This is a genomic window from Paracraurococcus lichenis (assembly GCF_030657435.1).
Taxonomy (GTDB): Bacteria; Pseudomonadota; Alphaproteobacteria; order Acetobacterales; family Acetobacteraceae; genus Paracraurococcus; species Paracraurococcus lichenis.
In genome coordinates this window covers 1-11,290 of the sequence record NZ_JAUTWS010000021.1, presented here as the reverse complement: position 1 = coordinate 11,290, position 11,290 = coordinate 1, and the positions used below count along the sequence as shown (strand labels likewise).

Here is an 11,290-nt window from a genome sequence, read left to right as displayed (position 1 = left end):
GCGCCGTTGCATCAGTGGTTTGGCCGGCACGGCGATCGGACCTAGGCTTCCCCCGCGCCGGGCCAACCGGACGCATGGGGAGGAACTGCGCGATGCAGCGAAGGTCATTGAACACGGCCCTGTCGGTGCTGCTCTGGTCGGCCGGCACCGCGGCCTGGCAGGGCGCCGCGGGCCAGGCTTCCGGCTGGACCGCCCTGCTCAGCGGCAGGGATCTCGAGGGCTGGGACCGCGTCGGCGATGCCAATTGGCGGGTCGAGGACGGCGCCGTCGTGGCCGACCGGGGCAACGGCTTCCTGGTGACGCGGGAGAGCTTCGGCGACTACCAATTGCGCATCGAATTCTGGGCGGATGCCGCCACCAACAGCGGCGTCTTCCTCCGCGCGACCGATCCGGTGAACATCACCTCGGCCAATGCCTATGAGGTGAATATCTGGGACGAGCGGCCCGAGCCGAAATTCGGCACCGGCGCCATCGTCGATGTCGCGGCGGTCGACCCGATGCCGAAGGCCGGCGGCCGCTGGAACCTGTTCGAGATCACGGCGAAGGGCGACAGCTTCACCGTGGTCCTGAACGGCCGGACGACGGTGGACGGGGCTCGGGACGCGAAGCATGCGGCGGGGCGGATCGCGTTGCAGCACGGCCTCGGCGTGAAAGACGACAAGGGCGTCGCCAATGACCGCGGCACCGTGCGGTTCCGCAAGGTGGAGATCCGGCGGTTGTAGCCCGGCGCCGCCCCTGGGCGGCACGCCTCGGCACGGCTTCGCCGCCGCGACGCCTTCAGCCGGGGCCGCCCTGCGGCAGCCCCGGGATGCGGCGGGGGTCGAGCGCGAAGGCGCGCAGCAGCCGGCCCGGGTCGATGTCCGGCGAGGCGCGGCCGAGCAGCCGCAGCAGCGTCCAGTCATCGCCCGCGAGCAGGCGGTGGCCGCCGCCGCGCACCTCGTAGAGCACGGTGCTGACCCCGCCGGCGCAGCCCGTCGCCGCATGCACCAGGACATCCGGCTGCGTGCCGGATCCGCGTCGCGGCAGGGGCCGCACCGGCGCGAGCCCGTTGCAGCGATTGGCGCGGCGCCAGACATCGAAGCTCGCGGGCACCGACAGGCGCTGCTGCAGGCTGGCGAGGCCGCCCACCATCACCTCGCCGTCTCAGCGCACCAGCGGGTCGGCGGTGCCGGCCACCATCAGGATGTTCAGCAGCCGCGCCGGGCGGTAGTCTGGACTTCCCCGGCTTGAGTGGACACCGGGTTGTGGGTGATCAGGCTGCGGTGAGCTCCATCTGCTCTGGGGTGACGAGACCGGCCTGCGCTCCGACGACGTGCGTGGCCGCGGCTATGCGCCCCCGGGCCGCACGCCGGAGGTGCGGGTCAACCATAAGCGGGCCAATCTCGGTCTGATCTCGGCGGTGACCAACAAGGGCGAGCTGCGCTGGATGGTCCTCGACGGCGCCATCAAGGCACCGGACCTGCTGCGCTTCCTCGCCCGCCTGGTCCGCGACGCCGGGCAGAAGGTCTTCCTCGTCCTCGACCGCCTGCCGGTCCATCGTTCGGCCAAGGTCCGCGACTGGCTCGTTGGGCGGGAGGCCGAGATCGAGGTGTTCTACCTCCCAGGCTACAGCCCAGAATTGAACCCCGATGAAGGGGTCAACGGTGACCTGAAGCAGGCGGTCACCGGCAAGGCGCCTGTGCGCAGCAAGGCACAGCTCAAGCGCGCCGCCATCGGCCACATGCGCCGATTGTCGAAGCTGCCCGACCGTGTCCGCAGCTTCTTCGGGCACAAGACCTTCCGCTACGCGGCATAGCTCAAGATCACCCAGGCCGGATCAATAACAGCGGTGTCCACCAGTTGCGGGGAGGTCCATCGGCCGCTTCGTCACGGCGGCGGAGCCGCAGGCCACGCAATCCATCTCTGCCCCCACTCCGCTGGTCCCGGATCTTACCCGCGGTACCCCGCCAAGCCAAACGGGACCCTTGGCGCGAGCTGTGACAGAACCATGAATGCGGCCATGCTCGTCCAGGGCCTCGCGAATGGCGGCCCCGCTGAGGCCAGACACCTGCTCGAGGCGCTCTGGCGCCGCGTCGCCGTCGCTGCCGGCTCGCCCGACCTCGACAGCGCAGCCTGGCTCCGCCCCTTCTTCGGGATGTTCTCCCCTGTAGCCGACGCACTGCGGCATGCTGCCAAGGATCTGCCGCCGTCGCGGCTCGCCCCAATGGGTCCCAACCCGCTGCGGAGCGTGCTCAAGGGACTGCTCGACCCTTCCGTCTTCGGGACGGAGGGCGCGCCGACGCTGGTCGTCTCGGCGACGCGGGTGCGCACCGGCGAGGTGCGGCTGTTCTGGAACGCAGAGGTCTCGGCCGATGTGCTGCTCGCCTCGGCCTGCCTGCCGCAGATCTTCCCGCCGGTGGAGCTTGAGGGCGAGGCTTACTGGGACGGTGGCTACGCCAGCAATCCGCCGTTGCGGCCGCTGATTGAGGCCGGGGCGCCAGCGGATGTCATCCTCGTCCCCACCGCGCCGATGGAGCGGCCTGAGTTGCCACATGGCGCCGCCGATATCCGGGAGAGGTCGGCCGAGATCGCCTTCGGAACAGCCCTGCGGCTGGAGTTACGCTCGCTCGCCATGGCGCAGCGGCTGATCACCGAGCTATCCGAGCCGCCGCCGCCGGGGACCGGGCTGGCGCGGCTGCGCGAGGCCAGGCTGCACGTGATCGGCGCTGAGGAGGCGCTCCGTGCCCTGCCGAGCGGCAGTGCGCTGGACACTCGCTGGGACTTCCTTCGGCGGCTGCGCGACCTCGGACGCAGCACCGCGGAGCGATGGCTCGACGACAACCTCGACGCCATCGGGACGCGCCCCACCCTCGATCTTGCACGGTTCGCCAGGCAAGCCGTCGAGATCCGGACCGAGGACAGCTGACCCGCTGTGGGATGAGTGGTTCCCCGACAACCAGGCCCGAGGACCAGGGCGAGATGATGCCGGTCCCGGCCGCGGTGGCCTGCCCCGCATGAGCGTGGTCGGCCACGACCAACTCGACACCCGCTAGGACCAGGTGAAAGGCGGTGCTGGCGCCGAGCACGCCGGTGCCGATGACTGCGATGCGCATGGATCTGGGCGAACGGTGTCACACGGGCTGCAATTCAGAGCTGCTATATCAGCTTGGTCTCTCTCCGGCCCAAATCCTGCATTCTGCACTGCGGAACCCTGCAGCGAAGACAACTGGTTGGGCGTGCGGCGTTCTGTGGTACGACGCAATGAAAGACGAGCGGATGCAGGCCTCAGAAGCACAGACCACGACATCGCAGGCGCCTGGCGAAACCCGATCGCCCTTCACTCACCAGCAAATTGTCAAGGTCCTGAGCGGCGTCCTCCTCTGCATCTTCCTTGCAGCGATCGACCAGACCGTAGTGATCCCAGCGGTGCCGGCTATGGCGGCTGACCTCAACGGCTTCAGCCACCTGGCCTGGATCGTATCGGCATATCTGCTCACCTCTACGGCGATGACTCCGATCTATGGCAAGCTGTCGGATATCTACGGCCGGCGGCCGCTGTTGCTGATCGCGCTCGCGGTTTTTGCGCTGGCATCGGTTTTTTGCGGCTGCGCCACCAGCCTCGGCCAGTTGATCACCGCCCGCGCATTGCAGGGGATGGGTGGAGCTGGGCTCATGGCCATGGCTCAAGCTGCCATCGCCGACGTGGTCAGCCCACGGGAGCGCGGCCGCTACCAAGGCTACATGGCTACGACCTGGGGGATTGCCTCTGTTGCCGGCCCCGTTATCGGCGGCTGGGCGACCGAGGCACTGTCCTGGCGCTGGATCTTCTGGGTGAACCTGCCAATCGCCCTTGTGGCAATGCTGCTCTGCGACCGCGCACTGCGGCTGCTGCAGCCACGAGCGCAACGTGCGCGAATTGATTGGGTTGGGGCCGGGCTGCTGACGGCGGCGATCAGCGCCTGGTTGTTGTTGCTGAGTTGGGGTGGGGTCGAGATGCCCTGGACCTCGCCGCCGATCCTCGGGCTGGGTGCGGCAGGCTCGGTGCTGATCCTGTTGTTGGCGAGGCAGGAGCGGCAGTTTCCCGATCCGCTTCTGCCGCCACGGCTGTTCGCCAATCCCGTGTTTGTGCGCGGCGTTGCCATCGCCTTCTGCGCGGCGCTGGCACTGTTCGGGGGTAGCTTCCTGCTGCCGCTGTTCTTCCAACTGGTGCGTGGCGTGGATCCCGCCGCCTCTGGCGCGTTGGTGGTGCCCTTCCTCGGCGCCAATTGCGTGGGCGCGTGGTGCGCCGGGGCGCTGGCCCGCCGGCGTGGCAAGATGAAGGCCATCCTCGTGGCTGGTCTGTCGGGCTGCGTGCTCGGCCTTGGACTGTTGGCCTTGGTGAATGCGGCGACCCCACGTTTTGTCCTGATAGCGTTCCAGATGGTGCTGGGCTTCAGCCTCGGCATGGTGATGCCGAGCAGCCTGGTCTGCGTTCAGAACGCGGCGGAACGGCGGGATATCGGCGCTGCCACCGGCTGCGTGTTGTTCCTGCGCTCGATGGGCGGCGCCTTCGGCAGCACACTCGTCGGCGCCCTGCTGGCCAGCGGCTTCGCGTCCCGCCTGACCGCGATCGGCATTACCGCGCACATCGACCTCGGTGAGGTGCGCCATGGGGGCGGAGCCTTGGCGGAGGTGCCAGCGGCGCTGCTGCCGCAGGTGCAGGTGGCGCTCGCCGGGGCATTTCACATCGCCTTCCTGGCTTGCGCGATCGCAATGGCCGCCGCTGTGGCAATAGCCCTCGGCATGCGCGACCTGCCGCTGCGTGCCGCGCCGGCCAGTGAGCCGTCGCCGCAGCCGGCGACCCTGGCCCACTGATGTGTCGGTGCTCTCCGGTTCGCCGCCAGAGCCGAGTGGCCGGGCAATCGGCTTTCCAACCATCGCGCGAGTTGCCACGAGAAAGCCGACCTTTTTCCTGGCTCCAAACCTTGGGACGAAATCGGCCAAGTCCCAAGGTTCGGAGACAATCCGCGGCACGGCGAGCGATTCCGGACCTCGTTGCGGACCCGCACGCCCAAGGTCCCTTCGCCAACCCTGGCGGAACCTGCGGTTCCGCGCGGTCGCCGGCGAACCGGAGAGCGATTCCGTAGGAAGGAACGGTGTGGCGAGAAGAACTGGGAACGAACACTCTCTGCCAAGAAGGACTGTACCCGCAATCGCTGGCCAGTATGGCCGGCGCTCTGGCCGCATCGTACTTGCCGAGTTCGGATTTTCCATCGCGGGACCACGTCACGCCCGACAACATCGGCCAGCTTACTGCCGCGACAACCCGTGCTGGCGCGCGAAGGACGCGAAGTCCAAGCGCCTCGTCAACCTTCGCGCCGTGGACTGTGTACAACCGTGCGGTTGACAGCCAATGACCATGGGACCGACGAATGTTCCACATCATGTGCAGGCACTTCTTTTCCGTAGCGCAATCTTCCCTGGCGTGACCAGCATTGTCCAAAGCGCTGTTCCGCTCACCCTTGCGCTACGTGCGCACCATGCCAGGAGACATCGGCCTCCGGCGTGCATCACGCTACGAGCACCGACCCGTGCATGCATCCCAACGCAGCCCAGAGCGGAGAGACCATGATGACGACCGGACATCTTCCCCATGGCGACCACATGCCATCCTACCGCCCCTTCGGCCGGCGGTCGGTCCTCCTCAGCGCGTCGCTGCTTGCCGCTCCCGCTATCTGGCGGCCGAAGCTCGCCGCTGCGGCCGAGCCCATCAGGATTGGCATGCCCATCGGGCTCAGCGGCGCCAACAGCGTTGTTGCACCCTCAGTCGTTCAGGCGGCGCAAGTCGCCATTGCCGAGATCAACGGCGCAGGTGGGGTGCTCGGCCGCCAGCTTGAGTTGATGGTCGCAGATGACGGCAGCGGTGCGGATGGTGCCGTCAAGGCCTTTAACTCGCTAATTCTCCAGCAGAAGGCCGACGTCATCATCACTATGGAAACCAGTGCCGCGCGCAATGCTGGGCTACCTGTCGTAGCGCGCGGGCGCACGCCTTTCATTTACACGTCAAGCTATGAGGGGCGTTCCTGCAGCCCATACCTGTTCTGCAACGGCTGGGTGCCCGACCAGCAGGTCCCGCCCATGATCGACTACTTTCGCACGGAAAAGAACGCCCGCAATTTCTTCCTCGTAGGTAGCGACTATGCATTCGGAAGGGGCATGCTGGGCTTCACCCGCCGCTACATCGAATCGAAGGGCGGCACGGTCGTAGGCGAGGAGTATCTGCCGATGGACGCGACCGACTGGACACCGGTGCTGAGCAAGCTGCGCACCGCGAATCCCGACGCCCTCATCAGTTCCACCGCCGGTGGTGCCCCAAACGTGACTCTGACAAAGCAGCTTCGTGCCTCGGGCATCAATGTGCTGTTCGGCAATCTGGGCGTCGATGAGGGCACCGCGCAGGCGATCGGCGCTGACTCGGTCGGCGTCTACATGTCGCAGTCCTACCTGACAGGGCTCGACAACCCGAAGAACAAGGCCTTCAAGGAGGGTCTGCAGCGGATGTTCGGCAAGGACATGCGCACCCCGAACGATCTGTCCGTGCCGCAATATGATGGCGTGTATCTCTACAAGGCAGCGGTCGAGAAAGCCGGGTCGCCGGACAAGCAGAAGGTGGTCAACGCGTTGCCTGAAGTGAGCTTCGACGGGCCGCGCGGCGTAATCCGCATGAACCGCCAGCATCACGCGCCGCTCACCATGTATCTCGGGCAGATGCAGCAGGACGGCAGCATCCGCGTGATCAAGACATTCGAGAACGTCGATCCTGGCGAGCAATGCCCGAAGCTGGGCTGAGGGAGACAGGTACGCGTGACTAGTCTGCTCCTGGACGTCATGACGACGGCAGGTATTCTCTTCGTCGTCGCCCTAGGGCTCCTGATCGTCTACGGCGTGTTGAAGATCATCAACTTCGCCCATGGCGGCTTTCTCACCATCGGTGGCTATGCCGCCCTGGTGGTGACGAGCCTGGGATGGAGCCCATGGCTCGCGCCGTTGCTGGCGTTGAGCACTGGTCTCGTGCTTGGCGCCGCGGTGGAGCGCGTCGTGGTGCGGCCGCTCTACAACCGGCCGCTGGACGCAATTCTCGCGACCTGGGGCCTTAGCATCGTATTGGTGCAACTGATCACCGTGGCCTTCGGCCGCGGTGTCCAGTTCGTCCAGAGCCCGGTCTCCGGCGCAGTCCCTCTGCTCGATACATCCTACTCACTTTACCGCCTGCTGATGCTCGGTGTCGCTGCGGTGCTCGGCGTGGCTGTTGCCGCGGTGCTTCAGGGCACGCGCCTTGGCTTGGCCGCGCGCGCGGTGATCATGAACGAGAACCTGGCACGTGGCCTCGGCATCAACAGCGATCTGGTGCGTTTCGTAACCTTCACGGCGGGTGCGGGGCTTGCCGCCCTTGCCGGATGCCTTCTCACTCCCCTGCTAAGCGTGGATCCCCTGATGGGCCTCCCCTGGCTGCTCAATGCCTTCATGCTGGTCATGGTCTCCGGCACCTCGCTCCTGGCTCTTGCCACAGCATCGCTCGTACTGGGCGGCGCTCAGGTGGTGGTCAGCACCTATACGAACCCGGTGCTCGGTGGCCTGACCATCGTCGTGCTGGCGGCCCTGCTTTTACGCATCCGCCCGGCGGGCTTCGCCCGTGGCTAGGCCGGCATCCGCGATGCGCCAGGCCGCGCCGCCCGCACCACACCGTCGTGCAGAAGCCGTGACTGCGGTACTCACGCTCGCGGCGCTGGCAGGCGTGATCGGCGGCCCCTACCTGCTCGATATTTATACGGTCAGCATCCTCATCCGCTCCTTCCTGTTCGGCTGCGTTGCGGTCTCGTTGGCCGTGCTCTGGGGCTATGCGGGCGTTCTCTCCTTCGGCCAATCGGCGTTCTTCGCCATCGGCGCCTATGCCTGCGGCCTCGCCTTTGACCGGCTGGGCCTCTCGCCGGCGGTCGCGCTCGGGGCGTTGGCCGGGGGCTGTCTCGTCGCGACAGCCGCAGCTTGGCTGACCGGATGGCTTGCCTTTGGCTATGGCGTTTCGCCCTTCTACGTCTCGGTCGTGACGTTGGTGCTGACCATCGTCTTCGTGCAGTTGATCTATGCTGGTGGCGATCTCACCGGCTCCAGCAGCGGCATCTCCGGCTTCCCGACCTTCGACTTCTCAATGGAGGCGTGGTTCCAGATTGCCGGCGGCGCCCTGGTGGCGGTGACCCTCCTCTGCTGGGTGCTGGTGCGCTCCGATACCGGCCGCCTGCTGGTTGCGATCAGAGAGAACGAGCAGCGCTGCAAATATCTCGGTATCGCGACCGGCGGAGTGAAGACGCTCCTCCTGGTCGGCTCCGCCGTGGTCGCCGCGGCAGCGGGCTATGCTTACGCCGCCTTCAACAATGTCGTCGCCCCCGACCTCGGCGGCTTCCAGTTCGGCACCGAGCTGGTGATCTGGGTGGCGCTGGGCGGTCGCGGCACCGTCCTGGGCCCGGCACTCGCCGCCGTGCTTATAGACTTCACCAGTGCCCTGCTCAGCGGCAGCCTGCCTTTCGTATGGCAGCTGCTGGTCGGCGCCGTCTTCGTTCTGGTCATCCTGCTCATGCCGGAGGGGCTGGGCCCGGGCCTGGTCGCGCTGGTGCGGCGGCTTCTCATCGGCCGTCGTGACCGGGCCACCGGCAGGGGCGCGCATCTCGTTACCGCTCCGGTGCACGAGGCGCGGGGCACAGGGCATGAGGCCGCCATCGAGATTGTCGGAGTCGCCCGCAGTTACGGCAGCCTGCACGTGCTGGAGGACATCACCCTCCGCGGCCAGCGCGGTGAGCTGATCAGCCTTGTCGGCCCGAACGGCGCGGGGAAGACGACGCTGATCCGCTGCATCAGCGATGGCCGGGAACGAACGGCGGGGCGCGTCGTCATCCGTGGCACGGAGATCGGCCGCATGCCGCCCGAGCGGTGTGTTCGCCTCGGCCTTGGACGCAAATTCCAGGCCCCCAACGTCTTCGACGCACTCACCGTGGCCGAGTCGCTACGCATCGCGCGGACACGGCACGAAAGGCTTTCGCGCTGGCGGCGCGATCATGAGATCCGGCTTCCGGAGGCGGCAATGCAGGTGGTCCGCGCGACCGGCCTCGAGCGCGAGCTGGGCACCGAGGTGCGCCACCTCTCGCACGGCTCGAAGCAGGCACTCGAGCTCGCCATGGTCCTTGCCATGGAACCCGACGTATTGCTGCTCGACGAGCCCACGGCCGGACTGACCAAGCCCGAGCGGACCCTGATCGGCCGCATCCTTGTCGACCTGGTCGGTAACCATGGGCTTTGCGTGCTGATCATCGAGCACGACCTCGAATTCGTGCGCGAGATCAGCTCGCGTATCGTGGTTCTGCACCAGGGCCGGATCATGCTCGACGGTGGAGTCGAGGAGGTCGTGTCCTCCGAGCTGGTGCGAACAATCTACACGGGGGAGCCGCAGGCACTCGGTGAGGTCGGACCGCCAGGTACGGAGGACCGCCGGCATAGGGCATTCCCGAACGGGAGCTCACCATCGTGAGCAGCGCGGCGCTCGAGGTCGTCGACCTCACCAGCGGCTATGGTGAGGCCATGGTGCTGCGGAACGTGGCGCTGGCAGTGCCGGCTAGCGAGATCCTCGCCGTGGTCGGCAAGAATGGCATGGGCAAGAGTACGCTGCTCAAGACTATCATGGGCTTCCTGCCGGCCCGGACCGGGCGCATCTGCATCCTAGGCGAGGACATGACCGGGGCGGCGCCACACCGGATGGCGGCGCATGCCGTCGCCTATTGCCCGCAGGACCAGGCGATCTTCCAAGATCTGACGGTCGAGGAAAACCTGCGACTTGGCCTGCGCAGCGATCGCCATTTCGAACGCGAGTTCGAGCGCGTCGCCGCCCCCTTTCCTTTTCTCCCGAAGCGGCGGCGCCAGCGCGCCGGCACGCTGAGTGGCGGCGAGCAGAAGATGCTGCTAATTGCGCGCGCGCTGCTGCCGCGCCCGCGGCTGATGCTGGTGGACGAGATCTCCGAGGGACTGCAGCCCTCGGTAGTCCTGCGCATGGCAGAGGCGCTGCGCCATGCGCGGCACGAACTCGGCGTGGCGGTGTTGCTCATCGAGCAGAATGTCCGTTTCGCCCTCTCAGTCGCTGACCGCTACGCGGTGCTCGCCCGCGGTGAGATCGCCGATGCCGGCTCAGCCACCGCGCCGGACACCGAGGAGCGGATCCATACCCATCTTGCGGTCTGACACCGGACACTGCCGGGTGGGGCGGCGCCGGAGAGAGGAGGAGACCGATCCGTGCAACTGAATACTTTCTCCATCGCCGCCCGTTGCCCACGGACAGGCATGCTCGGCGTGGCGGTCAGCACAGCCGTTCCCGCAGTGGGCGCGCTCTGCCCGCATGTGCGCCCTGGGGTCGGAGCTGTCACTACCCAGTCCTGGGTCAATCCCTATCTCGGTTTCGAGGCGATTGATCGTCTCGGTTCCGGCGCCGGGGCACAGGAGGTGCTGGAGGGCGTCCTCGCCGGCGACGACGCAAAGCATGCGCGCCAGCTCGGCATCGTCGATGCGCGCGGCGGCGCGGCGTCCTGGTCGGGTGAGGACTGCACCCCGTGGTTCGGCCACCGCACCGGCCCGGGCTACGCGATCCAAGGCAACATGCTGACGGGCCCCGAGGTCGTCGACCGGATGGAGGCGGCCCTCCTCGGCAGCGAGGCCTCAGAGCTGGCCGAGCGCCTGCTGCTCGCGCTCGAGGCGGGGCAGGCGGCGGGTGGCGACAAGCGCGGCAAGCAGTCCGCCGCGTTACTCGTCTATCACGAGGAGGACTATCCCTGGGTGGACCTGCGGGTGGATGAACACCGGCACCCGGTGCCGGAACTGCGGCGTATCTGGACCATCTTCCTGCAGCAGGTGCGTCCCTTCCTGACCGGGATGCCGAAGCGGGGCCAGCCCGCCGGCGCCGCGCCGGAGGCAGTGACCTCGCTCCTCCTCACCCCGCCACCCTACCGCCCGGGCGGCGGTGGAAGCGCGTGAGGCCGGCCATGCCGCAGGCAACGAACGAAGGTATGGACCCCTTCCGCGACATCCTCGGCCTTGAGCTTCCGCCGGAACAGTATGAGGCCGAGCTCGCGGTTTTCCGCACCATCGCTGAGGGCTTTGTCAGCGCTCGCGCCAAACATGACGGCATGAGGTAGGCGCCGTGCCTTGAGGTGGTCCCCGGATTTCGGACAGGCGGGTAAGCTCGGTTCGCCTGTGAGAAGGACGGCCCCGGATGACGGGCAAGCGGACGCGGTATTCG

The 11,290-nt window shown here is 67.3% G+C and carries 11 protein-coding genes and 1 pseudogene; 10 read left to right on the top strand and 2 right to left on the bottom strand.

The features are described 5' to 3' along the window. Positions 1 to 92 precede the first annotated feature (92 nt). The gene (locus tag Q7A36_RS20635) at positions 93 to 722 is read left to right on the top strand and encodes a 3-keto-disaccharide hydrolase (protein WP_305105629.1); all 630 of its coding nucleotides are present in this window, start codon (positions 93 to 95) and stop codon (positions 720 to 722) included. A 55-nt stretch (positions 723 to 777) separates the two neighbouring features. On the opposite strand, the gene Q7A36_RS20630 is transcribed toward Q7A36_RS20635, so the two are convergent. Continuing rightward, positions 778 to 1,131 (bottom strand): hypothetical protein, encoded by a 354-nt coding sequence (locus Q7A36_RS20630; protein ID WP_305105628.1) that lies wholly within the window; start codon positions 1,129 to 1,131, stop codon positions 778 to 780. A 142-nt stretch (positions 1,132 to 1,273) separates the two neighbouring features. On the opposite strand from Q7A36_RS20630, the gene Q7A36_RS20625 reads away from it, so the two are divergent. After that, entirely contained in the window at positions 1,274 to 1,795 is a 522-nt protein-coding gene (locus Q7A36_RS20625) for an IS630 family transposase (RefSeq protein WP_305105722.1), read from the top strand. 192 nt (positions 1,796 to 1,987) lie between these two features. After that, on the top strand, positions 1,988 to 2,905 hold the full coding sequence (locus tag Q7A36_RS20620; RefSeq protein WP_305105627.1) for a patatin-like phospholipase family protein: 918 nt from the start codon (positions 1,988 to 1,990) through the stop codon (positions 2,903 to 2,905). Between the two features lie 37 nt (positions 2,906 to 2,942). Here Q7A36_RS20620 and Q7A36_RS41610 read toward each other — a convergent pair. Further along, positions 2,943 to 3,092, bottom strand: a pseudogene (locus Q7A36_RS41610) (FAD-dependent oxidoreductase); the annotation flags it as partial. Here Q7A36_RS41610 and Q7A36_RS20615 point away from each other — a divergent pair. From Q7A36_RS20615 to Q7A36_RS20585, 7 genes are all read left to right on the top strand, one after another. Further along, positions 3,049 to 4,833, top strand: a complete 1,785-nt coding sequence (locus Q7A36_RS20615; protein WP_305105626.1) for an MDR family MFS transporter — start codon at positions 3,049 to 3,051, stop codon at positions 4,831 to 4,833. The pseudogene Q7A36_RS41610 and the gene Q7A36_RS20615 overlap by 44 nt on opposite strands. Before the next feature lie 753 nt (positions 4,834 to 5,586). Beyond that, positions 5,587 to 6,807, top strand: a complete 1,221-nt coding sequence (locus tag Q7A36_RS20610; RefSeq protein ID WP_305105625.1) for a substrate-binding protein — start codon at positions 5,587 to 5,589, stop codon at positions 6,805 to 6,807. A gap of 15 nt (positions 6,808 to 6,822) precedes the next feature. Further along, positions 6,823 to 7,659: a branched-chain amino acid ABC transporter permease gene (locus Q7A36_RS20605; protein ID WP_305105624.1), complete on the top strand. Its 837-nt coding sequence runs from the start codon at positions 6,823 to 6,825 to the stop codon at positions 7,657 to 7,659. Between the two features lie 13 nt (positions 7,660 to 7,672). Further along, the gene (locus tag Q7A36_RS20600) at positions 7,673 to 9,535 is read left to right on the top strand and encodes a branched-chain amino acid ABC transporter ATP-binding protein/permease (protein WP_305105623.1); all 1,863 of its coding nucleotides are present in this window, start codon (positions 7,673 to 7,675) and stop codon (positions 9,533 to 9,535) included. Next, complete coding sequence (locus Q7A36_RS20595) at positions 9,532 to 10,239, top strand: ABC transporter ATP-binding protein (protein ID WP_305105622.1); 708 nt, start codon at positions 9,532 to 9,534, stop codon at positions 10,237 to 10,239. Before Q7A36_RS20600 ends, Q7A36_RS20595 begins: the two co-directional genes overlap by 4 nt. A 51-nt stretch (positions 10,240 to 10,290) precedes the next feature. Next, entirely contained in the window at positions 10,291 to 11,025 is a 735-nt protein-coding gene (locus Q7A36_RS20590; RefSeq protein WP_305105621.1) for a DUF1028 domain-containing protein, read from the top strand. Between the two features lie 8 nt (positions 11,026 to 11,033). Then, positions 11,034 to 11,186, top strand: a complete 153-nt coding sequence (locus Q7A36_RS20585; RefSeq protein WP_305105620.1) for a hypothetical protein — start codon at positions 11,034 to 11,036, stop codon at positions 11,184 to 11,186. Positions 11,187 to 11,290 lie beyond the last annotated feature (104 nt).

Bases quoted from the DNA above. Each gene is read 5' to 3' on its own strand.
- Q7A36_RS20610 (WP_305105625.1), top strand. From the start codon at position 5,587: ATGATGACGACCGGACATCTTCCCCATGGCGACCACATGCCATCCTAC.
- Q7A36_RS20635 (WP_305105629.1), top strand. From the start codon at position 93: ATGCAGCGAAGGTCATTGAACACGGCCCTGTCGGTGCTGCTCTGGTCG.
- Q7A36_RS20630 (WP_305105628.1), bottom strand. From the start codon at position 1,131: ATGGTGGGCGGCCTCGCCAGCCTGCAGCAGCGCCTGTCGGTGCCCGCG.
- Q7A36_RS20620 (WP_305105627.1), top strand. From the start codon at position 1,988: ATGAATGCGGCCATGCTCGTCCAGGGCCTCGCGAATGGCGGCCCCGCT.
- Q7A36_RS20585 (WP_305105620.1), top strand. From the start codon at position 11,034: ATGCCGCAGGCAACGAACGAAGGTATGGACCCCTTCCGCGACATCCTC.
- Q7A36_RS20600 (WP_305105623.1), top strand. From the start codon at position 7,673: ATGCGCCAGGCCGCGCCGCCCGCACCACACCGTCGTGCAGAAGCCGTG.